Origin of the sequence: Pseudonocardia sp. UM4_GMWB1 (assembly GCF_017312155.1) — a bacterium.
Taxonomy (GTDB): domain Bacteria; phylum Actinomycetota; class Actinomycetes; order Mycobacteriales; family Pseudonocardiaceae; genus Pseudonocardia; species Pseudonocardia alni.
Genome location: NZ_QJPN01000001.1, coordinates 1839304 through 1863332, shown reverse-complemented (window position 1 = coordinate 1863332; position 24029 = coordinate 1839304). Strand labels below are relative to the sequence as shown.

25 protein-coding genes, 2 tRNA genes and 1 pseudogene are annotated in these 24029 nt (G+C 72.3%); 10 read left to right on the top strand and 18 right to left on the bottom strand.

The window, feature by feature from the left end; all coding sequences use genetic code 11:
* Positions 1-218: 218 nt before the first annotated feature.
* Together DMP15_RS09050 and DMP15_RS09045 are read right to left on the bottom strand one after the other, a co-directional pair.
* The gene (locus DMP15_RS09050; RefSeq protein ID WP_337825611.1) at positions 219-1016 is read right to left on the bottom strand and encodes an alpha/beta fold hydrolase; all 798 of its coding nucleotides are present in this window, start codon (positions 1014-1016) and stop codon (positions 219-221) included.
* 17 nt (positions 1017-1033) lie between these two features.
* Positions 1034-2515, bottom strand: coding sequence for a carboxylesterase/lipase family protein (locus DMP15_RS09045; protein WP_337825610.1), 1482 nt, complete (start codon positions 2513-2515; stop codon positions 1034-1036).
* A 308-nt stretch (positions 2516-2823) separates the two neighbouring features.
* Between DMP15_RS09045 and DMP15_RS09040 the strand changes: the two genes are divergently transcribed.
* Entirely contained in the window at positions 2824-3453 is a 630-nt protein-coding gene (locus DMP15_RS09040; protein WP_337825609.1) for a TetR/AcrR family transcriptional regulator, read from the top strand.
* Between the two features lie 150 nt (positions 3454-3603).
* Here the strand turns inward: DMP15_RS09040 and DMP15_RS09035 are convergent, their stop codons facing one another.
* From DMP15_RS09035 to DMP15_RS09020, 4 genes are read right to left on the bottom strand one after another with little or no spacing between them, the layout of a single operon-like run.
* Entirely contained in the window at positions 3604-4275 is a 672-nt protein-coding gene (locus DMP15_RS09035) for a response regulator (RefSeq protein WP_179762071.1), read from the bottom strand.
* The gene (locus DMP15_RS09030) at positions 4272-5450 is read right to left on the bottom strand and encodes a sensor histidine kinase (protein ID WP_179762070.1); all 1179 of its coding nucleotides are present in this window, start codon (positions 5448-5450) and stop codon (positions 4272-4274) included. The genes DMP15_RS09035 and DMP15_RS09030 overlap by 4 nt, the downstream gene beginning before the upstream one ends.
* A 17-nt stretch (positions 5451-5467) precedes the next feature.
* A complete protein-coding gene (locus DMP15_RS09025; protein WP_246352712.1) occupies positions 5468-5863 on the bottom strand; it encodes a hypothetical protein in 396 nt (131 codons plus the stop codon).
* A 44-nt stretch (positions 5864-5907) separates the two neighbouring features.
* Complete coding sequence (locus DMP15_RS09020; protein WP_337825608.1) at positions 5908-6402, bottom strand: DUF1772 domain-containing protein; 495 nt, start codon at positions 6400-6402, stop codon at positions 5908-5910.
* Between the two features lie 270 nt (positions 6403-6672).
* Between DMP15_RS09020 and DMP15_RS09015 the strand changes: the two are divergent.
* Positions 6673-6978, top strand: a pseudogene (locus tag DMP15_RS09015) (transposase); the annotation flags it as partial.
* 186 nt (positions 6979-7164) lie between these two features.
* On the opposite strand, the gene DMP15_RS09010 reads toward DMP15_RS09015, so the two are convergent.
* Positions 7165-7238, bottom strand: a tRNA-Gly gene (locus tag DMP15_RS09010).
* Between the two features lie 120 nt (positions 7239-7358).
* Between DMP15_RS09010 and DMP15_RS09005 the strand changes: the two genes are divergently transcribed.
* Positions 7359-7928 carry a sigma-70 family RNA polymerase sigma factor gene (locus DMP15_RS09005; RefSeq protein WP_073575590.1) on the top strand — a complete coding sequence of 190 codons (570 nt, stop codon included), beginning with the start codon at positions 7359-7361 and terminating at the stop codon, positions 7926-7928.
* Positions 7925-8593 carry an anti-sigma factor gene (locus DMP15_RS09000; RefSeq protein WP_301548979.1) on the top strand — a complete coding sequence of 223 codons (669 nt, stop codon included), beginning with the start codon at positions 7925-7927 and terminating at the stop codon, positions 8591-8593. Before DMP15_RS09005 ends, DMP15_RS09000 begins: the two co-directional genes overlap by 4 nt.
* On the opposite strand, the gene DMP15_RS08995 is transcribed toward DMP15_RS09000, so the two are convergent.
* The 3 genes from DMP15_RS08995 to DMP15_RS08985 all read right to left on the bottom strand — a co-directional run bounded on the left by DMP15_RS08995 (position 8586) and on the right by DMP15_RS08985 (position 11110).
* The gene (locus DMP15_RS08995; RefSeq protein WP_073575589.1) at positions 8586-9752 is read right to left on the bottom strand and encodes an FtsW/RodA/SpoVE family cell cycle protein; all 1167 of its coding nucleotides are present in this window, start codon (positions 9750-9752) and stop codon (positions 8586-8588) included. The genes DMP15_RS09000 and DMP15_RS08995 overlap by 8 nt on opposite strands.
* Positions 9753-9819: 67 nt before the next feature.
* A complete protein-coding gene (locus tag DMP15_RS08990) occupies positions 9820-10425 on the bottom strand; it encodes a class F sortase (RefSeq protein WP_100878484.1) in 606 nt (201 codons plus the stop codon).
* The gene (locus DMP15_RS08985; protein ID WP_073575587.1) at positions 10412-11110 is read right to left on the bottom strand and encodes a CHRD domain-containing protein; all 699 of its coding nucleotides are present in this window, start codon (positions 11108-11110) and stop codon (positions 10412-10414) included. Before DMP15_RS08985 ends, DMP15_RS08990 begins: the two co-directional genes overlap by 14 nt.
* 162 nt (positions 11111-11272) lie before the next feature.
* Here DMP15_RS08985 and DMP15_RS08980 point away from each other — a divergent pair.
* Positions 11273-11349 (top strand) — tRNA-Pro (locus DMP15_RS08980).
* Positions 11350-11483: 134 nt separating this feature from the next.
* On the opposite strand, the gene DMP15_RS08975 is transcribed toward DMP15_RS08980, so the two are convergent.
* Complete coding sequence (locus DMP15_RS08975) at positions 11484-12446, bottom strand: AraC family transcriptional regulator (protein WP_073575601.1); 963 nt, start codon at positions 12444-12446, stop codon at positions 11484-11486.
* 142 nt (positions 12447-12588) lie between these two features.
* On the opposite strand from DMP15_RS08975, the gene DMP15_RS08970 reads away from it, so the two are divergent.
* Both DMP15_RS08970 and DMP15_RS08965 read left to right on the top strand, forming a co-directional pair.
* Complete coding sequence (locus tag DMP15_RS08970; protein ID WP_073575586.1) at positions 12589-13821, top strand: cytochrome P450; 1233 nt, start codon at positions 12589-12591, stop codon at positions 13819-13821.
* A 4-nt stretch (positions 13822-13825) separates the two neighbouring features.
* Positions 13826-14857, top strand: coding sequence for a 2Fe-2S iron-sulfur cluster-binding protein (locus DMP15_RS08965; RefSeq protein WP_073575585.1), 1032 nt, complete (start codon positions 13826-13828; stop codon positions 14855-14857).
* Between the two features lie 11 nt (positions 14858-14868).
* Here the strand turns inward: DMP15_RS08965 and DMP15_RS08960 are convergent, their stop codons facing one another.
* The gene (locus DMP15_RS08960) at positions 14869-15237 is read right to left on the bottom strand and encodes a DUF4870 domain-containing protein (RefSeq protein ID WP_073575584.1); all 369 of its coding nucleotides are present in this window, start codon (positions 15235-15237) and stop codon (positions 14869-14871) included.
* Between the two features lie 58 nt (positions 15238-15295).
* Positions 15296-15988 (bottom strand): hypothetical protein, encoded by a 693-nt coding sequence (locus DMP15_RS08955; RefSeq protein WP_174565870.1) that lies wholly within the window; start codon positions 15986-15988, stop codon positions 15296-15298.
* 148 nt (positions 15989-16136) lie between these two features.
* Here DMP15_RS08955 and DMP15_RS08950 point away from each other — a divergent pair, with 148 nt between their 5' ends.
* Positions 16137-17201 (top strand): substrate-binding domain-containing protein, encoded by a 1065-nt coding sequence (locus DMP15_RS08950; RefSeq protein ID WP_073575600.1) that lies wholly within the window; start codon positions 16137-16139, stop codon positions 17199-17201.
* Here the strand turns inward: DMP15_RS08950 and DMP15_RS08945 are convergent.
* Both DMP15_RS08945 and nhaA read right to left on the bottom strand, forming a co-directional pair.
* On the bottom strand, positions 17150-17599 hold the full coding sequence (locus DMP15_RS08945; protein ID WP_073575582.1) for a hypothetical protein: 450 nt from the start codon (positions 17597-17599) through the stop codon (positions 17150-17152). The two genes, DMP15_RS08950 and DMP15_RS08945, sit on opposite strands and share 52 nt — an antisense overlap.
* A gap of 74 nt (positions 17600-17673) precedes the next feature.
* Positions 17674-19014: a Na+/H+ antiporter NhaA gene (nhaA, locus tag DMP15_RS08940; RefSeq protein ID WP_073575581.1), complete on the bottom strand. Its 1341-nt coding sequence runs from the start codon at positions 19012-19014 to the stop codon at positions 17674-17676.
* Here nhaA and DMP15_RS08935 point away from each other — a divergent pair, their 5' ends adjacent.
* Positions 19015-19581, top strand: coding sequence for a DsbA family protein (locus DMP15_RS08935; RefSeq protein WP_253068450.1), 567 nt, complete (start codon positions 19015-19017; stop codon positions 19579-19581). It begins immediately after the preceding gene.
* 4 nt (positions 19582-19585) lie between these two features.
* Here the strand turns inward: DMP15_RS08935 and DMP15_RS08930 are convergent, their stop codons facing one another.
* Complete coding sequence (locus tag DMP15_RS08930; RefSeq protein WP_073575580.1) at positions 19586-20443, bottom strand: universal stress protein; 858 nt, start codon at positions 20441-20443, stop codon at positions 19586-19588.
* Positions 20444-20631: 188 nt separating this feature from the next.
* On the opposite strand from DMP15_RS08930, the gene DMP15_RS08925 reads away from it, so the two are divergent.
* A complete protein-coding gene (locus tag DMP15_RS08925) occupies positions 20632-22080 on the top strand; it encodes a flavin-containing monooxygenase (protein ID WP_073575579.1) in 1449 nt (482 codons plus the stop codon).
* Between the two features lie 84 nt (positions 22081-22164).
* On the opposite strand, the gene DMP15_RS08920 is transcribed toward DMP15_RS08925, so the two are convergent.
* Both DMP15_RS08920 and DMP15_RS08915 read right to left on the bottom strand, forming a co-directional pair.
* Positions 22165-22452: a hypothetical protein gene (locus DMP15_RS08920; RefSeq protein ID WP_073575578.1), complete on the bottom strand. Its 288-nt coding sequence runs from the start codon at positions 22450-22452 to the stop codon at positions 22165-22167.
* Positions 22453-22983: 531 nt separating this feature from the next.
* Entirely contained in the window at positions 22984-23889 is a 906-nt protein-coding gene (locus DMP15_RS08915) for a LysR family transcriptional regulator (protein ID WP_073575577.1), read from the bottom strand.
* Between the last annotated feature and the right edge of the window lie 140 nt (positions 23890-24029).

The following is a 24029-nucleotide window of genomic DNA, read 5'->3' as shown; positions in this document are numbered from 1 at the left end:
GTGGTGGCCGGATTCGCGGAGAGCGCCGCTGTGGCGCGGCCGAGCTCGGCGGGCGAGGCCTGTCGGCCCGGTTGCGCCCGTTCGGGGCGCCGTACGGTGGGAGTTTCGAACACCTGCCGGCTGCGCGGAGCCTCGACGCAGCGCTGGATCGGCCGAGACATCGGCGACGACGCGGCGCATCTCGGCCGTCTCCCGGCGGGTGCCACAGTGCAGTGTGGTCACGACGCCACGGCCCACAGGGTGGCCAGCGCGTCGTTGATCGCATCCGGTTGTTGTGTCTGCGGGTAGAAACCCGGCACGGTGAGCAACTCGGCGCCGATGCGCTCGGCGAGGACGCGGGCCGCCGCCGTCAACGGTTCGCCGGCCAGGCGTCGATACTCTGCGGGTGCCCCAGCCCAGTCGCCGACAATCACCGAGGCCGGCCACGATGCGGCGGCGAGCGGGTCCAGTTCGATCTCGGCGTCCCAGCAGGGCCGCTCCCCCATGGACGTCCAGGCCACACGCAGCCGCTGCGGAGTCGCGGGCGGTGTGGGCATCCCGAGCGGCTCGGTGGACAGGCGCAGGTAGTCCGCGGCGGTGAGGTCGGCAGGGAGTGACGCGGTGGAGGAGCGGGCCCGGGTGAGCATGTCCCGCACCACCGGTTCGTCCTCGGCGACACGCAGCGCCCCGGGTTGGATCAGACACAGCGACCGGACGAGATCGGGCCGGGCGGAGGCGGCGAGCATCGCGGCGACCCCGCCGTAGGAGTGTCCGACGAGGTGGGCGCCGTCGCCGAGGAGCGCGATGACGTCCTCGGCGTCGACCGCGTAGTCGGTCCGGTACGGGCCCTCGAGGTCGGGGCTGTCGCCGTGACCGCGGCGGTCCATCAGGATCAGCCGGCGGTGTGCGGCCAGTGGGCGTTGGTGGCCGAACCCGTAGCGGTCGTCGGTGCCCCAGGACAGCACACCGTGCACGAACACCGCGGGTGGCTCGGCGGCCCCCGGCGCGGCCAGAACGGTCGCGTTCACTGCGGCCATGTGGAACCTGCACCTCCTCACTGCGATGTCGTGGTGCGGTGGTGTCGCTGCCAGATCTCGGCCGAGACCGCGGTCGGGTCCGCGCCGACGGTCGGCGGGAGGTCCCAGATCCGGGTCAGCCACTCGTCGGGCCGGTACCGCGGCCAGCCCGGATCCCCGCTGGCGGCGAACTGCGTCCAGGCCGACCGCATCGCGGTGGACAGCGTGACGAACTCGCCGGGTCGGGCACCGAGGTCCCAGCCGAGCGGGCCGGTCGGGAGACCGAACACGAACGACTGGTCGAGACCGTGGTAGGCGCCCAACACCGGATCCCCGACCCAGCCGAACTCATAGAAGAACGTGCGACCGCCGGCCTCGGCGTGGGCACGGGCAACCTGGTGCGCGGTCAGCCGGAAGAACGCATCGGAGAGCACCAACGTGGACAGGTCACTGTCGCCGATACCGGGTCGGGCGTGGCGATAGGCGTCCACCGCGGCCGGATCCAGGCCGACACCACGGGCCACACCGGCCGGATCGGCAGCGGCCGGGTCCAGGTTCGCCGTGAACATGCGCGCCTCAGCCGCGGTGCATCCGCAGATCAGGTCGATGCAGCGGCCGACGCCCCGCCGCATCGTCGCCCACGGCAACTCGCTGAGCAGCTCACCGTCCAGGACCACGCCGTAGGGACTGTTCGGATGACTCCATGCATCGGGATCAGCGGACATCAGCGCCACCGGGTTCCAATGCACGTCGTGGATCGCTTCAGCGGGGACGGCGGCGAGGGCCTCGGCAGTCGAGGCGACACCGAGCTCCTCGGTGATCATCGTGGAGACGGCGCGCGCTTCCTCCGGCGGGACGAACACGTGGCCGGGGCTCTGGACGATCCCGCGATGGAACACCCCGTCCGCGCGGCCCCCGGCGAGGACCGCGGCGATCGAGGTCGCACCTGCAGACTGTCCGAACACCGTCACCCGACCCGGGTCACCGCCGAACGCGACGATGTTGTCCTGCACCCACTGCAACGCGGCGAGCTGGTCGAGTACCCCGCGGTTCCAGGGGGCGTCGCGCACCCAGCCGAATCCTTCGTAGCCGACCCGGTAGTTCACCGACACCAGGACCACCCCGTCCCGCGCCAGCTGTGTGCCGTCGAAGCCCGGAGAGTTCGCCGAGCCGCCGACAAAACCTCCGCCGTGCACCCACACCAGCACCGGCAACCCGTCACCGCCGGCACCGTCTCGTGCTCGCGGTGTCCAGACGTTGAGCGTCAGACACTCCGCGCCGGACGCACCACGCACATCGGCGAGCTCACCGGTGGTGGCCCCGGAGACAGCGGACGGGATCGCCTGCTGCGGAACCCACGCCCCGAACTCGCGTGCCTCCCGCACACCAGCCCACCCCGGTGCCGGTCGCGGCGCCTGGAACCGCAATGCCCCGTGCAGCGGCGCGGCATAAGGGATCCCCAGATACGCCACCACATCGACATCCGGCACACCCCTCACCGCGCCGGACCTCGTCCTCACCACCCCGTCCACTGCAATCCCCCTATCGCGACGGACACCTCACGCCTGGCCCCGGCATCACCGCGTCCCAGACCACCTGGTCAAAGGGGCGGGCACGACGAAGCGGAGAGTCCTGAGCGGAGTCGGTCGTCATGAATGCCGCTGGCCACCACAGGTCCCTCCCCCGGCGCTCCTGCACGCCCCTCCGCGATCCGTACCCGTGTCCGCTCGGACACGAGCTCCGCTTCCCGCGGGTAGAACCAGGATTATAGGTCAAGTGTATTATGTCAACCGTATTGGCGAGCCCCGGGCACGAGGGAGGAACCGGCATGCCCAAGCAGGTGGACCACCGCAGGCGCCGCGAGACGATCGCCCGCGCGCTGTGGCGGGTGGTGGAGCAACGCGGCGTCACACAGCTGACGATGCGCGTGGTGGCACAGGAGGCGGGCATGTCGCTCGGGCAGCTGCAGCACTACTTCGCTTCCCGGACCGCCATGCTCTCCTTCGCCATGGACTTCGCATCCGAGCAGACCTCCGCACGCATACGCCGAGGACTGGAGAAACTCGGTGAACGGCCGCACCCCCGCGACGTGCTGCAGGTGACACTCGCGGAAATGCTCCCCCTGCATGCCGATGCCCGTGCGACCAGCCGCATGAGCGCCGCCTACGTCCTGGAGGCACTGCACGACGACGCCGTACACGAGCAGGCACGCCACGGCCTCGCCCAAGGGCGAACCCTCGTCGAGCAGCTGGTCCGCCAGGCCATCGCCGACGGGCACATCGACACCGACCGCGACCCGGCAACCGAGACAAACCTGCTCCTCGCCCTCACCGGTTTCACCCCCCTCATCGAGCTCGACGTGATCGAACCCCAGGACGCTCTCACCGCGATCGACGCACATCTGGACCGGTTGTTCAGGAGCGCCGTAGAGCGGCGCCCCCATTTCAGTGTTGAGTAGGCGCTCAGCCGGATGTCGCGTTGATGTGCGAGCCAGGATCTCCACTGCACGATGTCCGGATTTCGAAGGACATGGCAACGAGGCTTTCCTTCAGGGAGCAAGAGCCCGAGGAGGAAACCTGGATGACGAAATCGCACCCGCCACAGATATCTAGCGTCGAGGATCCGGCTCAGCCCCTGGTCGGATCACGCCGGTCTCGTACGCGATCACCACGAGCTGTGCCCGGTCCCGTGCGTCGAGTTTGCCGAGCAGCCGCCCGACGTGGGTCCGCACGGTCGCCGGGCTGATGAGCAGACGTGCGGCGATCTCCGTGTTCGAGCGGGCCGCTCCTACCTCGACCAGGACTTCCCGTTCCCGCTCGGTCAGCACGTCGAGGCGTTCGGGCGACGGCTGGGCGGACGCCGCCGCAGCCTGCATCACTCGCCGGGTCACTGCCGGGGACAAGAGCGCTTCGCCGGCGGCGACGATGCGAACAGCCTCGCGCAACGCTTCCGGCCCGGTGTCCTTCAGCAGGAAACCGGCGGCGCCGGCACGGATCGCGTCCAGGACGTTCTGATCGGTGTCGAAGGTGGTGAGCACGATGACCGAGCTGCTCGCGAGCGAGTGGTCCTCGACGATCGTGCGGGTGGCGGTGATCCCGTCGATGCCAGGCATGCGGATGTCCATGAGAACCACGTCCGGGTGGACGGCTCGGGCAAGCGCGACTCCGCCGGATCCGCTGGCCGACTCGCCGACGACCTCGATGTCGTCGGCTCGCTCCAGGAGCGCGCGCATCCCCGCCCGCACGAGTTCCTGGTCGTCGACCAGGAGGACGCTGGTCACGGTTCACCTCCGCCGGTCGGTACCGGCAGGATCGCGTCGACGACGAAGCCGCGGGATCCAGGCGCTGCGGTCAGCCTGCCGCCGGTCAGCTCGACCCGTTCCCGCATACCGATGATCCCCCACCCTGGTGCCTGCGAGTGTGCGGCGTGCTCGCCCTCGCCGTTGTCGGACACCCGGACCCTGACCTGCTCGGCTCTCACATGCACGACGACCTCCACCTGCGATGCACCGGAGTGGCGCAGGACGTTGGTCAGGGCCTCCCGGACGACGTGGAAGGCTGTGGTCGCGGTGACGGCCGGGAGGGTGTCGAACCGGTGACCTCCGTCGAGGGTAACCGTGAGACCGGCGGCAGCGACTTCCTCCACGAGCACCCCAAGTCGCTCACGTAGTGTGTCCGGCTCGATCCCACCGGACTCCGGTGGATGACGTAGCGCTCCGAGCGTCGCACGCAGCTCCCGGGTGATCGATGAGCAGGCACCGCGCACGGTGCGGAGCGAGCGGTCGGCTGCGGCCGGATCGTCGTGCAGCGTCTCGCGGGCGACATCGGCGTGCAGCGCGATCACCGACGTCGTGTGGGCCAGCAGGTCGTGCAGGTCGCGAGCGATCCGCAGCCGCTCCTGCTCCACCCGCTGCGTGGCCTCCCGCTCGCGCTCCCACCGCGCGGTGATCTCCCGCCGCTGCCGCTCGGCGTGCCACTCCCGCCGTGCCTGGACGGCGATTCCGCAGGCGATCGAGGCCGCCATCAAGGCAGCCGACGAGGGCAGTTCGTAGCCGAGGACCAGCCCGGGGTCGTCACCCTGCATGGTGCGGACCGATGTAGAGACCACGAGGAGTACGGCCGCGACGGTGGTCGCCCACCGGGTACGCCCCTGCTCAGCAGCGGAGAACAACGCGGCCACCATCGGGACGGCGAGGCCTACCGGCGGCTGTCCGAGCCGGTAGTAGATGATCAGGCCGACCGAGGTAGCCACCAGGACCGTCACAGGGAACCTGCGACGGATCAGCAACAATCCGCCCAGGCCGACGGCGAAGCCGTACGCGACGGGCCCCGGCCCGACACCCTCGCCGAGATCGGCGGAGGCTGCGAGCCCCACGAGGACGATCGTCACCCCGGAGAGCACGACGTCGAGCCCCCGCGCGCGGCATGCCTCGTGGCCGGTCTCGGCTGCTGTCATCGCTGCCCGCGCACGGGTCACCCGGCGGCGCGGGGACGCGATCCTCGGAGCCGGAGCGCACCCCATCCGACCAGACCGACGAGCGCGCCCACACCGAGACCGGTCAGCACGCTGCTTCCGAACGCGAACAGGCGCAACACCGTCGACTCCGCCGTCGAGGACAGGGTCCCGGCAAGGTTCCCGCCGAGCCGGGGCGGGCTGTCGAATGCCCACGGCCACAGTAGCTGGTGGGCCAGGCCGACGAACACACCGTAGGTGAGGCCGATCACCAGCAACGTCAGGAACGGCCGGGGCAGCTCTCGCCACACCACCACGCCCAGCCAGACGCCGATCGGGACGAACACCAGCAGAGCGTTCAGCACCGCACCGACAGGACCCATGTCGTGCGCCACCGCCCGCGGCACCCCGAGCATGGCCAGCAAGAGAATCGCGGTCGGGGACAATCCGAGCCGCCACATCACACGACCTGCTCAATCGATCTGCTCACCTGCGCCGGGGTCAATAATCGGAGAAGCGTTCCGAACGCCAGCACCGCCGTCACACCGCACAGAACCAGCCGTAGCCAGTGCCCGGTCTCGAACTCCCACGCGACACGGACCAACTCGTCGGTCGCATGAAATGCCGGGCCTTCGACGAACATTAGCGTGTTACGCGGCCAGAAGAACCACGCCGAGAAACCGAACTCACCGACCACCGCCGCGGCCACCGCCATCAGCGCCCAGGACCGCGCGGGCCTCAGACGCCAGGTCGTCGCGACCGTCAGCAGCCCGGTCACCAGCGTCGCCATGCCGAGCACCGGGAAGACGTCACCTGGCCCGACCTCGGAGAAGAACTCGGTACTGCGCACGAGTGACGCTGGCACGTCTCCGAAGATGTTCGGATAGATCAACAGTGTCTCGATCAGCACCCCGCTAAAGGTTGTGATCGCCACCCAGACGAACACCAACGACACGGCTAGGGTTGGTCTGCTCCTCATGGACCCTCCACATCGTCCAGAACCACATATCCGGTTCTCAGCCGAAACTAGGAGCGCCCAGGTGCGTCAGCATCGTCTGTGAGGCACCGTCCGTCGTACGCTTCTCGACGTACGGTCACGCTAGGGGAACGCGCCGAGCGATGACTGGTAGCGGAGGGGCTACGAAGCTGGTCCCGGCCCTATAGTTAGGTGTGAGCCGCCCTGGGTGCTGTAGAGACTCTTGGCCTTGGAAACGAGGATGGAGTCATGTCGTCAGATCGAACTGCGGGGAAGCCGACGACGCGGCGGTACTCGCGGGAGGAGAAGGCCGCGGCGGTGCGGATGGTCCGCACCCTGCGCGCCGAGCTGGGACACGATCACGGCGTAGTGAAGGGGGTGGCCGATCAGCTCGGCTACGGCGCAGAGTCGGTGCGGTTGTGGCTGCGCCAAGCCGACCTCGACGACGGCCACCAGCCCGGTGTGACCACCGACGAGGCAGCCCGGGTACGCGAGCTCGAGCAAGAGGTCCGCGAACTGCACCGGGCCAATGAGGTGCTCAAGCGCACCGGGTCGATCCCGGCGTAGACCCGGACGCGGATGGTGCCACGCGGAAGCGTGGTGATGCTGCCCCGGGCGCGAGCCGTGCTCGCGGGCTGTCGACCTGCCATGCAGTCAACGCTAGGACCGACTCGCACCACGTTTGATGCACGAAATCTGTCTCAAGATCAGAGCTGATCAGTGTTTACGCTGGTCAGGTGGTGGAGCGGGCGACGGGAATCGAACCCGCGTAGCCAGTTTGGAAGACTGGGGCTCTACCATTGAGCTACGCCCGCATGCCCCGATCTCGTCGATCAGGACCCCCGCAGCGTATCCCACTCCGCCCCTGTGAACACCCCCGCCCCCGGGTGCGTACACACTTGGGACAGGGACGTTCAGGAGGTTCGCAGACACCGATGAAGGCGCCCCACCGCAGGTTGCGCTCCGTCGACGCGCGCCCCGCCGAACCCGGGCTCGACTCCGAGCCGGGGCTCCGCGCCGCGTACACCGCGCACGGAGCCGAGCTCTACCGCTATGCCCTGCGTCAGCTGGGCGACGAGGGTGCGGCCCAGGAGTCCGTGCAGGAGGTCTTCCTGCGCGCCTGGCGTCGTGCCGACTCGTACGACCCGTCGGTTGCCAGTCTGCGGGTGTGGCTGTTCGCCATCGCCCGCAACGTGGTCATCGACGAGATCCGTAGGGTCGCGGCGCGGCCCTGGCGCCGCGGGCTCACCGACGAGCCCGAGACCGGGAACGACTACATCGGCCCTGCCGACGACGCCCTCGTCGACGGTTGGCTGGTCGAGGAGGCGTTGCGGCGGCTCCGTCCGGAGCACCGGCAGGCGATCGTCGAGGCATACCTGCGGGGGCGTCCACACGCCGAGATCGCCGCGGAGGCGGGGGTGCCCGTCGGGACGATCCGCAGCCGGGTCTTCTACGGGCTGAAGGCGTTGCGACTGGCGATGGACGAGATGGGGGTGGAACCGTGACTCCGGACGAGCACCGGGCGATGCGGGAGTCGTTGGGCGACCACGCGATGGGCCGGTTGGAGGGCCACGAGCTGGCGACCCTCGAGGCCCATCTGCAGGGCTGCCCGGCGTGCCGCGAGGAGCTGGCCGAGGTCGCGAGTGTGCTGCCCGCGCTGGGCCGTGTCGACCCCGGCCGGCTCGACCACACTCCCGCTCCCCCGCCGGATCTGGGCGACCGGATCGTGGCGGCGGCGCGGGCCGAGCGCCCGGCATCGGCCGGGGCCCGGACACGGAACCGGTGGGCTCCGGTCGCGGCGGCGGCCGCGGCCGCGCTGCTCGTCGGCGGCGTCGCCGGGTATCTGGTCGGCGACCACGACGGGATTCCCCGCGAGCCGGTCGCGGTCCAGGCGATGGATCCCACGGTGCAGGCCACGGCGGTCGCGATCCCGCACACCTGGGGCGTGGAGATCGTGCTCGACGGCGACGGGTTCCGCTCCGGTGCGACCTACCGCGTCGTCGTCGAGGCCGAGGACGGGCGTGAGGTGAGCGCGGGCGAGTTCATCGGGACCGGCGCGGCGCCGATGGTCTGCAACCTCAACTCCTCGGTGCTGCGGGCCGACGCGGAGGAGTTCCGGGTCGTCGACGTCGCCGGGTCCACGGTGCTGCGCGGCAGCCTGGCTACCTGACCCGGCGGGCGGCGTTGGCGACCAGCCCGAGCAGGAACAGGGTGCTGACCAGCGCCGTCCCGCCCGCGGACACCAGCGGGAGCTGCTGGCCGGTCACCGGCAGCAGGCCGACGACGTAGCCGACGTTCATCGCGGCCTGCACGACGACCCAGGTCACCGTCGCCGCCGTCACCAGCCGCAGGAACGGGTCCCGGGTGCGCGCGGCGACGCGCAGCCCCACCCAGGCGAGCAGCAGGTACAGCGCCAACACGGCGAGCCCGCCGACCAGCCCGAGCTCCTCGCCGATGACGGCGAAGATGAAGTCGTTCGCGGCGTTGGGCAGGTAGTCCCACTTCGCCCGGCCCTGCCCGAGGCCGGTGCCGAGCACGCCGCCGTCGGCGAGGGACAGCAGCGCCTGGCGGGACTGGTAGCCGGCGCCGAGCTCGTCGCCGGCGCCGAGGAAGGTACTGATCCGGTCGCGGCGGTAGTCCGCGGTGAGCCCCAGGACGGCGACGCCGAGCAGCGCCCCGCCGGACAGGCCGCCGAGCAGCACCAGCGGCGCCCCGGCGAAGAACAGCAGCGAGAGCACGATGACTCCGAGCGCCACCGTCGTGCTGAGCGCGGGTTGCAGCATGAGCAGTGCCCCGGCCAGCAGGGCGACCGGCACCAGGGGGAGGACGGCGTAGCGGCCGTGGCGCACGGCGCGCCCGCGCAATGCGAGCACGTGCGCGCCCCACAGCAGGAGCACGACCTTCGCCGCCTCGCCCGGCTGCACGGTGAACCCGGCGACCGAGATCCACCGGCGGGCACCGCCGCGGACCTCGCCGATGCCGGGGACCAGCACCAGCACCAGCGCGGTGAGACAGGCGAACAGCAGCCACGGCGTCCACCGTCGCAGCCGGGCCGGTGACACCCACATCCCGAGTGCGAACGCGCCGATCCCGAGCAGCAGGAAGATCAGGTGGCGGACGAAGACGGTGAGCACCATGCCGTCGGCGACGGTCCGCCCGCCCGCCGACGCCGACAGCACCATCACCACACCGACGGCCAGCAGGGCCCCCGTCGCGCCGAGCACGAGGTGCAGCGGCGGTACGGAACGCAGCCGGGCGAGCCGCGACGCCGGACGGCGTCGCGGCGTCCCGCCCGTTGCACGCGCGTCGCGCTGTCTCGGCACCGTCACCCGATCAGTGTCGCGCCGGACCGGGCACAACGGGCGGAACCGGACCGCACGGCGCGTCGGGCAACGGTCAGAGCATGCGGGCGTGCACGACGAAATTGTCGACGTAGCTGCGCTCGCCGCGGTCGAAGTCGCCCGCGCAGGTCACCAGGCGCAGCAGGTCCGGGGACGCCGCGCCGAACACCTCGAAGGTCGGGAACGCGTCCTTCGGAACCTGCTGGGTCCGCTCGATCGCGTAGCGCAGGGTCGTGCCGTCGCTGCGACCGACCTCGACGACGTCACCCGGTCCGAGGTCGCGCAGGTCGAAGAAGACCGCGGGCCCGCTGCGCGAGTCGACGTGTCCCATCAGGACAGTCGGTCCGGGGTTGCCGCCGCGGTCGAACCAGCCGACACGGTCGAAGTCCTGCGGGACCTCGGCGGTGTTGTCCGCGGCGACGCCGAGACGCACCAGACCCGGCTCGTCGACCCCGATGGCCGGGATCCGCACCGAGGTCGGCACCGCGGCCTCCCCCGGCTCGGCGACGACCGGCTCCTGCGTGACCGGGCCTGCCGGGCGCTCGGGCGCGGCGGGTGCGGCCGGCGCGGCGCAGCCTGCGAGGAGGAGGAGCAACGCGACGACGCCCGGGAGCAGCAGGGCTCCCGGGCGCCGGTCACGCGCGGTCTCAGCTCTGCGCACGACCCCGGCGGACCATCACGATGCCCGCACCGGCGGCCGCGGCGACGCCGGCGGCGCCGATCGCGTAGAGAGCGGTGGAGTCGGACGCGCCACCGGCGCCGGTCTCGACGCCACCCATCGGGACCTCTTGCAGCTGCCCACGGACGGTGCCCGCGGCGAACTCGGCGGTGTGCGTGTCGCCGGTGAACCCGGCCGGGTTCGCCTCGATCTGCTTGAGCGAGAAGCCGGTGCCGGTGTCCTGGCCGTTGTCACCCTCGAGCCCGGTGGTGAAGGGGCCCTGCATGCAGCCGGACGAGGTGCGGACGTCGCCGTCACCCTGGGGGTTCGGGAACGAGATCCGCGGCGGGCCGGGCTGGCCGGCGGCCGCCTCGTGGATGTGCGTCGCGGTCGCGGCCGGGCTCTGGTACTCGCCGGTGACGCCGCGCAGCGTGATGTCGTAGCAGATGACCTCGTCGTCGGAGTTGATCCGGAAGTTGAACTCTCCGGTGGCACCCGGCTGGCCGGGGACCGACGCGCCGTCGTTGTTGATGATGGTGTCAGGGGTGGCCATCACGGTGTACATGCTGGTGAACGAGTCCGGCTCGGGCACGTCCGCCTGCTGGGCGAAGGCGACGCCCGCGGTCGCGGCGAAGCCGAGGGCGGTCGCGGCGGTGACGGCGGCGAGACGGGGCAGGGTGCGACGCATCGGGGTGGGTCCTTTCCGAGAGGTTCACGAGGTTCGTCGTTCTTGCCCGTCTCTACGGACCTCGCAGTGGCCGCGTTCACGTGTCACCCGATCGTGCGGGCCCGACCACCTCGCGTGGAGCGCTGCGCGGTGGGGTGACGCCCCCGGCTAGACTCCGGCCGACGGGGTGTGGCGCAGCTTGGTAGCGCACTCGCTTTGGGAGCGAGGGGCCGTGGGTTCAAATCCCGCCACCCCGACCAGCGGAGACGTCACCGTGCGCGGCGGTCCGGAAGCGGTCGACAGCGGCATCCGACAGCGTCCGGCAACGGCCGGTGGTCCCGGCCGGCGCCCGCACCGAGCCGTGGTCCGGCCGTCCCCCGCAGCGGCGACGTGCTCAGTGGGAGCCGCCGTGGCGGTGGTACCGACGGAACTCCGAGGGCGACAGGCCGTAGCGACGGCGGAATGCGGCTGCGAACCGGCTCGGACTCGAGAACCCCCAGTTCGCCGCGACATCGCTGACCGAGTGCGACGTCCGGCTCTCCAGGTCCGCCTTCGCCCGTTGCAGGCGGACGGTCGTGAGGTGCTCCATCGGGGAGCATCCGATCCACTCCTGGAAGCCCTCCTGCAGTCGTCGCACGGTGGTGCCCCCGAGGACCGCCATGTCCGCCACGGTCCAGGGCCGGGCCGGGTCGTCCCGAACCGCGTCCACGACCCGGGACACGGTGCGCGGCCGCGCGGGCGACCCGGTGCCCAGGTCGGGGCAGCTCGTCAGCAGGAACCCCGCGGCCACCGCGCCGGCCAGCTGCTCGGAGACCACGGGAGAGCCGGCGAACAGCGACGGGCGACGAAGGTGGCTGGCGAGACTGTTCACCAGCCTCCGCCAGTCCTCACCTCCACCCCGGTCGAGATCGAGCTGGTCGGGCAGGACACCGGCGACCCGGACGGGGTCGCTGCCCAGCACACGTTCCGCCTCGAGGTCGAGCCAGGTGCGGTCGAACTTGACCCCCAGCACGGTGCACGTCGCGTCCCAGTGCGTGATCCGGCACGCGCTGTCGGCCCGGAAGACCGCCGCCTGGCCGGAGACGGAGGTCAAGGATCCGCGACGGGTCTGGCTGACGAAGTGACCGGTCAACGGGATGTTGACCTCGTACGCCCCGGGATAGTCGCAGTCGATGGCGATGTCGGCGCCCCAGCCGACGTAGCCGAGGAGAACCGGGCCGAGATCGAGTGTCTGCAGGGTGAGGCGAGGCCTGCTCCCAGGACCGATGGGCGTCAGCTCGTGCGGGAAGTACACGTCAGCGACGCTCTGCGACACCTGGTCCCAGTCCCGAGGTGGCGCACCCCTGTGTGCGGCCATGCCCTCGATCGTATCCGACACCGATCACGCTCGAACTCCTCGCGCGATCGGTACCGAAACCGCGCGATCGGTGTCGTCAGCCCCCGACGACCCCGCCTACCTTCTCGCCGTCCCGAACCGACGCAGTGAAGGAGCCACCCCCATGACGGCGGTGAACGACGCCCGCACCCCGGACCTCTCGTGGCTGGACGACGTGACGATGTCCGACCTCGAGCGGAACCCGTACGCGACCTACGAGCGTCTGCGTGCCGAGGCACCACTCGCCTACGTCCCGGTACTGGGCTCCTACGTGGCGTCCACCGAGGAGGTCTGCCGCGAGGTGGCCACGAGCGCCGCCTTCGAGGCCGTCATCACCCCGGCGGGCGGGCGCACCTTCGGCCACCCGGCGATCATCGGGGTCAACGGGGACGTCCACGCCGACCTGCGCGGGATGGTCGAGCCCGCGTTGCAACCGGTCGAGGTCGACCGCTACGTCGAGGACCTCGTCCGTCCCATCGCCCGCCGCTACCTGGAGAGCTTCGAGAACGACGGCCGCGCCGAGCTGGTCGCGCAGTACTGCGAACCGGTCAGTGTGCGGTCCCTCGGTGACCTCCTCGGGCTCCACGACGTGGAGTCCGACGTCCTGCGCGACTGGTTCGCGAAGCTCAACCGCTCGTTCACCAACGCGGCCATGACCGAGAGCGGCGAGTTCGCCAACCCCGAGGGCTTCGTCGAGGGTGACCGGGCGAAGGCCGAGATCCAGGCCGTGGTCGACCCGCTGATCGACCACTGGATCACCCACCCCGACGACAGCGCGATCTCCCACTGGCTGCACGACGGCATGCCCCCCGGGCGCACCCGCGACCGCGAGTACATCTATCCGACCGTCTACGTGTACCTGCTCGGCGCGATGCAGGAGCCCGGACACGGGATCGCGTCCACCCTCGTCGGGCTGTTCGGCGAGCCCGAGCAGATGGAGCGGGTCGTCGACGACCCCGCGTTGATCCCGCGAGCGGTCTCGGAGGGGATGCGCTGGACGTCGCCGATCTGGTCGGCCACCGCACGCATCTCGACCCGGCCCGTGACGGTCGCGGGCGTGGACCTCCCGGCCGGCACCCCGGTCATCCTCTCCTACGGTTCCGCCAACCACGACGACGACCGGTACGCGGCGCCGACCCGGTTCGACATCGACCGGCCCCCGCTCCCGCACCTGGCCTTCGGGGCGGGCAACCACGCCTGCGCCGGGATCTACTACGCCAACCACGTCATGCGCATCGCGCTCGAGGAGCTGCTCGAGGCCATCCCGAACCTGGAACGCGACACGTCCTCCGACGTCGAGTTCTGGGGATGGGGATTCCGTGGTCCGACCACCCTGCACACCGTGTGGGAGGTGTGAGGGCATGGCGTTCACCGCGACCGTCTCCGGCCGGAGGGTGGCGTGCGGGCCGGACCAGTCGGTCCTCGACGCGTTCCTCCGCGCCGGGGCGTGGATGCCGAACTCGTGCAACCAGGGCACCTGCGGCACCTGCAAGGTACGCGTGCTGAGCGGCGAGGTCGACCACCGGGACTCGCCGCTCGGCACGTTGACCGAGGACGAGCGGGCCGCCGGTCTGGCGCTCGCCTGCCAGGCCCGGCTCCGCTCCGACGCGGAGGTCGCACCGTCGGGGCCGGGCGGCGGGAGCGCGGGGCGTCGGACCCACCCCCTGCGTGATCTGGACGCCGTCGTCGTCGACATCGAGGACATGGCGCGGGACACCCGCCGGGTGCGGCTGGATCTGACCGAACCGCTCGCCTTCCACGCGGGACAGTACGTGGAGCTCACGGTCCCGGGCTCGGGTGCTCGTCGGCAGTACTCGCTGGCGAACGTCGCCGACGACGACCAGGTCCTCGAGCTGCACGTACGCCTCGTCCCCGGGGGGACGGCCACCGAACGCTGGATCTTCGACGGGCTCGCCGTCGGCGACCGGGTCCGGGCCGCGGGGCCCCTGGGCGACTTCTTCCTCGACCCGGAGGACGACGACGGCGGCGAGCCGATGGTGCTGATCGGGGGCGGCACGGGGCTGGCCCCCCTGCTGGGCGTCGTCAGGACCGCACTGGCCCGTCGACCGGGCCGTGAGATCCTGCTCTACCACGGGGTCCGCGGTGCGGCCGATCTCTACGACCTGGACCTCCTGACCCGTCTGTCCGAGACTCACCCGAACGTCAACGTCGTTCCCGTGCTCTCCCACGAGAGCCCGCCCGACGGCACGTTCTACCGCACCGGACTCCCGACCGACCTGTTCCTGGACGACGTCGGATCGGCCCGGGGCTGGTCGGGCTGGCTCTGCGGGCCACCGGGGATGGTCGAGGCCGGGGTCAGGGCGTTCAAGCGTCGCCGCATGGCCCCCCGCCTGATCCACCGGGAGACGTTCACTCCCGCCCACGCCGCCTGAGGGCCACCCCGTCAGGACAGCACGCGCAGCTGGAACGGGTAGTCGTAGGGCCGGTCGTTCGACGCCCGCACCGCGCCCTTGATATGGCACCACGCGGAGACCACGAACAGCACGAGCATCAGCGGCAGCGCCACCACGATCCCGACCACGGTGAAGATCAGGATCCAGCAGAGGATGAACAGCACCCAGAACGACAGGTTGAAGTTGAACGCCCCGGCGGCGGCCCGCCGCGCGAACGGGTCGTCCTTCTTCACCAGCCAGACCAGCAGCGGGCCGACCAGGCTCAGCAGCCCGGCGCTGAGGATCGCGGCGATCGGCGCCGAGAGGTGCGCGAGGATCGCCGCGATCCGGCTGGAGTCGGAGGTGTACGGCTGCGACATCGAGGTCCTTTCGGGTCCGGTCGGCTCAGCGCCTCTGGGCCGACCACCCTGCCAGGCATCAGGCCGGCAGGCGGGAGCCGAGCGGCACGCCGGGCCCCGACCACCCGGACGGGTGCGCGGGCGCCCCGGTCACGAGCACCGCGAGCCGTCCGAGCATCCGCCACGTCATGACCGCGCTGACCACGCCGGTCAGCCGGGCCGCCGCCCGCTCCACGAGACCCCCGGTCTCGTAGCGTTCACGCAGGTGCAGCCGGGTGCCCGGCGTGCCGTCGGGCAGCGCGACCGGCGCGAGGTGGAACAGCCAGGTCATCGCGGTGTCTGTGCGGCCGGGTGCGTCACCGCCCCGGGAGGTCACCACCAGGTGGGCGCCGGGCTCGACGGCGGCCACCCGCAGCGCGACGTCGGGGTGCAGCCGGAACCGGTCCCCCGGCTCGACGTGCTGCCACTCCGGGTGCACGCGGTCGGCGCCGGTGATCCGGCACCCGGCGAGGTTCTCCAGGGCCTGGAACGAGTAGAACCCGGCCCGGTCCTGGCCGAGCTGCGCGATCCACGGCCACACCTCGGCGGGCGGCGCGGCGAGGGTACGGGCGCGGTCGTACTGCAGATCGGCACGGGGCAGCAGGGTGTCGCCGGGCCGCGGCACGCGCGCCTCGGCCGGGGACGCCCCGGTCCGGCGGGCCATCCGTGCGGCGAGCACCGTCATCATCGCCGCGACCGCCAGCACCACCGGGACCGTCCGTCGGGTCGTCATCGTCGGCCACCTCCTCGCCGTCGATCCTCGTGGGGCGGCGCCGGTCCGCTCAGGGCCGAAGGACCGTGGGCCCGCGCGGTGTGACGGCGGGAACACCCCGCCCCGCGCCGGCGTTCCGGTCGTCGAAGCGTCCGTGGGGGTGCGTCCGATGCCGTCGACTGCGAGACCGTCGTTCACCGTCGGCCTCGTCGTGCCCTCGGCCGGCTCCGACGGCATCTACGGGCCGTCGTGCATCCTGTGCGCCCGGTTGGCCGTCGAGGAACTGAACGCGGTGGGCGGGGTCCTCGACCGCCCCGTCCACCTGCGGATCCTCGACGGGTCCGGGGCGCCGGAGCAGGTGGCGACGGCGGTCGCGCAGGCGGCGCGGACCGGGGCGATCGACGCCGTCGTCGGCTGGCACATCTCCCCGGTGCGGGTGCGGCTCGCGTCGGCGCTGCGCGGACTGGTGCCGTACGTGTTCACCGCGCTCTACGAGGGCGGTGAGACCACGCCGGGTGTCGTCCCGATCGGTGAGACACCGGACATCCAGCTCACCCCGGCGCTGCGGTGGATGGCCCAGGAGATCGGCGTCCGGCGCTGGGCGGTGATCGGCAACGACTACCGCTGGCCGCACCGGTCGATCGCGCGGACCCGGGCCGCGCTCGACGGGTCCGGCGGGCCGACGCTCGACCACACCCGTTTCGTGCCGCTCGGCACCTCGGACCACCGGGCGGTGCTGGACGACCTGGCCGACCTCGACGTCGACGGGGTCCTGACGCTGCTCGTCGGCTCCGACGCCGTCGCGTTCCACCGCGAGTTCGCCCGGCGCGGGCTGGAGAGCCGGTACGCCCGGTTCTCCCCGTTGATGGACGAGAGCATGCTGGCCTGCGCCGGGGCCGGGGCGTCGCAGGACGTGTTCACCGCCGCCGGCTACTTCGAGGCCCTCCCGACCGCGGAGAGCCTGGCCTTCGGCGCCCGCTACGCCCGCCGGTTCGGCCCCGGCGCACCGCTGCCGTGCGCGCCCGGCGAGTCCTGCTATGAGGGCGTCGGGGTCCTCGCCGCTCTGGCGAACCGGGTCGGCACCACCGACGCGGTCCGACTGTCCGAGGCCGCCGGACGGTGCCACTACGTCGGCCCGCGCGGACCCGTGACCGTACGCGACGGCCGCGCCGAGCAGCGCATCTACATGGCCGTCGCCGACGGGTCGGGTTTCGACATCCTCGCGTCCCTCTGAGACCTCCGGGCGAGGACGAGCGCGGTCACGACCGCGGCGAGGACCAGGATCCCGGACAGCGGCAGCCCGATCAGCAGCATCAGGCCGCCACCGATGTTCGCGCCGATCGACGCCGCCGTCATGACGCGTCCGGCCCACCCGACCAGCAGACCCGCCACCACGCACAGCACGACCGGTGACGCCGCGGCCCACCGGCGGACGACGGCGGCGACGCAGCAGACCAGCCCCACCCCGGCGAGCACCCCGACGGGCCACGGCAGCGCGGGCGGGTCGTACGCCCGGATCCCGTCGGCGAGGTCGGCTGCGGGGCCGACGTCGCCGATCAGGAACCAGGCGACGACGGCCGCGCAGGTCCCGGCGAGCAGCCCCACCGGGATGGCACGCAGTGCGCCGGACACGGGAGCCCCCTCTCCTCGGTTCCCCGCCACCCTGGCCCGCGCGGACCCGGCGGACCTCCGTAGGACCACGGAGTTCAGTCGGCCGGCCGCCACGGACGCGGCGGCAGCGTCGGCAGCCCGCTCGGCGCGCACTGCCCGCCCCGCTCCCCGGCCAGCCGGAACACCAGCCAGCCCGACAGCGCGGCCAGCACCGACCCGGCCAGGATCCCGATCTTGGCTTCGGCGACGAGCAGCTCGTCGGTGAGCGCGAGCTCGGTGACGAACAGGGCGACGGTGAACCCGATGCCCGACAGCGCGGCACCGCCCATCAGCTGACCCCAGCGCAGCGTGTCGGGCACCCGGCCCAGCCCGGTGCGCAGCGCGATCCAGGTCGCGGCGGCGACGCCGATCGGCTTGCCCACGACCAGGCCGAGCATGATGCCCCAGGTGAGCATCGACGTCGCCGCGGCCGACAGGGTCTCCGACGACAGCACCACACCGGCGTTGGCGAGCACGAACAGCGGCACGATGACGTAGCTGCTCCACGGCTGGATGGCCTGCTGGAGCCGTTCGTTCGGGGAGACGGCGGCGACCGCGACCGCGCGGGCGGTGCGGGCCCGCTCCGGGGTGGGGTCGAGCAGGAAGTTCTTCCCGATCCGGACGGCCTCGACCATCTCGGTGCGACGCGGCGCGTAGGCGTTGACCAGCAGCCCGAGCGCCACGCCGACGACGCTGGGGTGCACCCCCGACCGCAGCACCGCGACCCAGCACAGGATCCCGGCGACGGCGTAGAACGGCGTCCGCCAGAACCGCACCCAGCGCAGCGCGAGCAGCCCGGCGAGCAGCACCACGGCGACGAGCAGCGCGAGCAGGTCGACCTCGTCGGTGTAGAACAGCGCGATGGCCAGCACCGCGCCGATGTCGTCGACGATGGCCAGTGCCAGCAGGAACACCCGCAGCTGGTCGGGGCAGCGCGGCCCGAGCAGCGCGAGCACACCCAGCATCACCGCGGTGTCGGTGGAGATCGCGATCCCCCAGGCACCCGCCGTCTCGCCACCGGCGTTGAGCGCGAGGAAGAACAGCGCGGGCACGACGAGTCCACCGAGCGCGGCCGCGGCCGGTGCGGCCAGGGCGCGGACCCCGCGCAGCTCGCCCAGCGTCGTCTCGCGGGCGATCTCGAGCCCGACGGAGAGGAAGAACAGCACCATGAGGCCGTCGTTGACCCAGTGCCGCAGGTCCAGGTCGAGCGCGGACTCCCCGAACGACACGGCCAGCGGGGTGTGCCAGAACGTCTCGTACCCGCCGCCGAGGTTGGCCCACAGCAGCGCGACGACGGCCGCCCCGACCAGCAGGACCGCCGATCCGGACTCGGTCCCGAGGAAGCGCCTCGCGGCATCGGAGAGATCGCCGCGCTCGGCTAGGGTCACCACCGCCATGTGCTGATCCTGCCCTGCGCGGGTCACGACGAGGAGGCCGCCATCAGTCTGGACCCACCCGTCGGACCGTACGACCACGTCCTGGGCCCGCCCGAGGCCGAGCTGACGCTGGTGGAGTACGGCGACTTCGAGTGCCCCTACTGCCGCGACGCCGCACCGGTGCTGGAGGAGGTCCGTGACCGCTTCGAGGGGCGGCTGCGGTTCGCGTTCCGGCACTTCCCGCTGCACGAGGTGCACCCGCACGCCATCGCAGCCGCCCTCGCCGCGGAGATGGCCGGGTTCGACGGCCGGTTCTGGGAGATGCACGACACCCTGTTCGCCCCCGGTCCGCCGCGGCTGCGCCAGGACGACCTGCGGGAGCACGCCGTCGCCGCGGGGGTGCGGCCGGACCGGGTCGTCTGGCCGGCGACGCGGCTGGCGGAGGACCGTGTGGAGGCCGGGTTCAACGCGGCAGTGCGCTCGGGCGTGCGCGGCACGCCGACCCTGTTCGTCAACGGCGAGCAGTACCGCGGCGACGTCACGGTCGCCGCGCTCACCGCCGCGCTGGACCCCGCGCTCCGGTCGTAGCCGCTCAGGCCGTCGCGGCGGGCCCGACCAGCATCACCGGGCAGTTCGCGCGCTGGACCAGCGCGAGCCCGGTCGAGCCGAGCAGCAGCCCGGTGAACCCGCCCCGCCCCCGGGTGGCGACGACGACCAGCCGCGCCGCCCCGCTGCGCTGGGCCAGCACCCGTCCCGGCTCGGCGCGCTCGATCACCCGCTCGACGGCGACGTCGGGATAGCGCTCCGACCAGCCGGCGAGCCGCTCGGCCAGCGCCCGCTCCTCGGCCTCGCGCAGCCGGTCGAACGCACCGGTCGCACGCAGGGCCGGGGACCGGCCGTCGTGCCAGGCGTGCAGGACGACCAGCCCGGTGCCGTGCTCGGCGGCCGCGGCGAAGGCGTGCTCCAGCGCGACGTCGGACAGCGGGCCACCGTCGATCCCGACCAGGACCGGCCCGTCGGACGACGTGCCGCGGACGACGACGACCGGACAGCCCGCGTGCGAGGCCACGGCGAGGGTCACCGACCCCAGCGCGGTGCCCATCGCCCCGCGCCCGGCGGACCCGAGTACCAGCAGCTCCGCCGTGGCGGACCGCTCGACCAGTGCCGTCGACGGCGCCCGCCGGTCCTCCGCGAGGTCGACCGCGACCTCGGGTGCGGCCTGCGCGGCGGCGTGCCGGGCCGCGTCGAGGGTCGCACGGGACTCCTCGCGGATCGACTCCTCGACGTCGTCGAGCAGGGGTGCGACGGCGGCGTCCGCGTACAGCCCGGCCACGTCGAAGGCCTGCACGAGCAGCAGGTCGGCGTGCCGGGCGGCGGCCTCGCGGGCCGCCCACGCGACGGCGTCCAGGGCCGCGTCCGATCCGTCCACGCCGACGACGACGGTGCTCATCACTGTGCTCCGTTCCCGGCCGGCCCGGTGTCGGCCGTTCGCCCTCCACTGTGCTCCGTCGCGGGCAGGGTCGCACGGCCCCGTCGTGTGAGGTCGGAGACGGCCCGCACGGGCCGGGACGGGCACCCGGGGCCCCGGGCCGCCTCGCTACGGTGATCGCTGCTGCATTCCGGAGACAGGGAGGTCCCGTGCACGCACCGAGCGTTCTCGTGGTCGGCGCCGGGTTCGGCGGCATCGCCGCCGCGATCGAGCTGCGGGCCCACGGCATCCGCGACGTCACGATCGTCGACGCCGCCGACGGCATCGGCGGTACCTGGCTGCACAACACCTACCCGGGCGCCGCCTGCGACGTGCCGAGCCATCTGTACTCGTACTCGTTCGCGCAGCGCACCGACTGGTCGCGGCTCTGCTCACCGCAGCCCGAGATCCTCGCCTACCTGCGGGGCGTCGTCGCCGAGTTCGGGGTCGACGAGCTGGTGCAGACCGGTGTGCGGATCGTCGACGCCAGGCGCGACGAGGCCGACGGACCGTGGACGGTCACCGCCGACGACGGCCGCACCTGGACCCCCGACGTGCTGATCGTCGCGACCGGGCAGCTGAACCGGCCGGTGTCCCCCGACCTGCCCGGCGTCGACTCGTTCGCCGGGACGATGTTCCACTCCGCGCGCTGGGACCACGACCACGACCTGCGCGGCCGTCGCGTCGCCGTGATCGGTACCGGAGCCAGCGCCGTGCAGTTCGTGCCGGCGATCGCCCCCGAGGTGGGGCACATGACGGTGTTCCAGCGGTCCGGGAACTGGTTCCTGCCGCGACGGAACCGGAGGTTCCCGGCGTGGTGGCGGGCCGCGATCGCGCGGGTGCCCGGCCTGCAGGCCGCGCGACGCCGGTTCATCACCGAGTACTGCGAGGCACTGACGCTGATGATCCGCCACCCCGCCACCTGGGGCCGGCTGGGGCGGCTCTACGCGACGCTGTTCATGCGGGCCCAGCTGCGCGACCCCGAGGTCCGCCGCAAGGTCTGGCCGGACTACACCTTCGGCTGCAAGCGCATCCTGTTCAGCTCGCACTGGCTGCCCGCGCTGCAGCGGCCCAACGTCGAGGTCGAGACGTCGCGCATCGCGGCCGTCGAGCCCACCGGGGTGCGCACCGAGGACGGCACGCTGCACGAGGTCGACACGATCATCTGGGGCACCGGGTTCGCGGCGACCGACTTCATGTTCCCGATGGAGATCAGCGGCCCGGGGGGACGGTCGCTGCGCACCGAGTGGTCCGACGGCGCGCACGCCTACCTCGGCATGACCGTCCCCGGGTTCCCGTCGCTGTTCGTGCTCTACGGCCCGAACACCAACACCTCCGGCGGCTCGATCGTCCGGTACCTGGAGCACCAGGTCCGCTACGTCCGCGAGGCCCTGCAGGAGGCCGCCCGCCGCGGCGCGTCCGGCGTGGAGGTCCGACCCGAGGTCGAGCAGGCCTACGACGAGGAGGTCCAGGCCCGCTTCCCCGGCACCGCGTGGACCCGCTGCGACTCCTGGTACCGCGACGACACCGGGCGCATCGTCACCAACTGGCCCGGCTACATGCGCGAGTACGACGAGCGCACCCGGCGCGTCGAGCCGTCGGACTACGTCTTCCACTGAGTCCCGGCCGGCGTCGGGCAGGATGGAACCGCCCCCTGCGTCCCGTGGCGGCGGGAGGCAGGGGGCGGAGGCCGTCGTCGGGAATCAGTCGCAGGACGTCGGGTTGTCGCGGTTCTGCGCCGCCCCGCCGCCGAGGATCCCGAGGACGTTGCCGAGAGCCGCGTTGACGCCCGGGCAGACATTGGCGTTGTTGAGGACGTTGACGTCGTCGAGGTTCACCAGGCCGAACTGGTCGCCCCGGGTGTTGCCGACGTCCTGGACGAAGGAGTCACCGTCGTCGTCCTTCGGCGCGGGCGCAGCCGACGCCAGCGGGCTGAAGGCGACCATGGTGGCGATGACGGCGACGCCGGTGACCGCAAGCTTCCTGCGCATGTCTTTCTCCCCGATCGTGTCCGGTGGGACGGACGTGTCTCACGATTCCCGTGAGCACCACCGGGACGCCTGTGCGTCACGGCAAGCGGACAGTAGGCAGCCGCTCACCGGCGGGGATACGGCGGCGACACCAACGAGTGATCCGATCACCACGGGTACCAAAAGTGTGGTGTGAAACGGACGGAACCGGTTCTCCCAGGACGCCGGACACCCTCCGTCCCCACGTCCGGGGCGGCCGATGCGAAGGGTGATCGACCGACCGGACCGTGGGCGGGGGCCGACCACCCGCGGGGGTGAATCCGTGACCGGCGTGTCGCGGGCCCCGGCGTGTCGCGGCGGGACCGTGGCGTCCGGGCTTGCACCTGACGCGACGTGAGACGACACCGTCCATCATGCCGCCACGACGTGGCGGCCCGACAGGAGGGGATTCCGGTGAAGGTGGGCGAGCCGGCCCGGGTGACCGGGCTGACCGTGCGGACACCGCACCGGGCCGGGGCCACCGGCTGAGCGGGTGGGGCGGGAGGGCAGGGGTCAGACCGACCCGACCCCCCGCACGACCGCCCCACCCACACCGGCCGCCTCCAGCAGCCCCGCCAGCACCGGGTTCACCGCACCGGCCTTCCACGCCAGCGCCAGCGGCACCTCCGGCGGGTCGGTCAGCGGCACCAGCACCACCCCCGGTGTGCGCAGCTCCGCCGTCGCGTCCAGCGCCAGCCCCACCCCGACACCGGCCCCGACCAGGGACAGCAGGGTGTGCGTCTCGGGAGCCTCCTGCTCGATGCGCGGCAGGAACCCGGCGTGCAGGCAGGCCGCGTCGACCGACGTGCGCATGACCGCCATCCGCCGGACCGGGTAGGTGACGAACGGGTCGTGGGCCAGCTCCGCCAGGTCGATCGTGTCCCGCCCGGCGAGCGGGTGCTCCTCGGGCAGCGCGGCGACGAGTCGGTGCCGGTCGATCTCGTGGACGACGAGGCCGTCGTCGTCGACCGGGGTGCGGATCAGCGCGGCGTCGACCCGGTCGGTGCGCAGGTCCTCGGCCAGCTCGCCGGAGAACCGGCCGGTGACCAGCACCAGCCGGGCCTGCGGCCGGTGCGCGCGGAAGCGGCGGGCGGTCCGGTACAGCCAGGCGTTGGAGCTGGGTCCGGCGAACCCGAGGCGGACCGAGCCGGTGCCGCCCGCGGCGGCCTCGCGCGCCGCCTCGACGGCCTCGTCCGCGGCGGCGAGGGCACGGCGGGCCCGGGGCAGGAACGCCGCCCCCGCCGGGGTGAGGGCGACGGCGCGGGTGTGGCGGTCGAACAGCGTGGCGCCGACCTCGCGTTCGAGCCTGCGGATCTGCTGGGACAGCGGCGGGCCCGAGACCTGCAGGCGGGCCGCGGCCCGACCGAAGTGCAGCTCCTCGGCGACGACGACGAACGACTCCAGCTGCCGTAGCTCCACCCTCCGATCATGTCGATCCGACGACAGGAACGGAAGCAAGAGCGTCCCGATGGAGTCCCAATGCTGTTCTACCGTTGCGTGGCGGTGGTCACGACGGCGTGGTCGCGACCGTCGCTCCACGACGAGTGCAAGGGGGCACC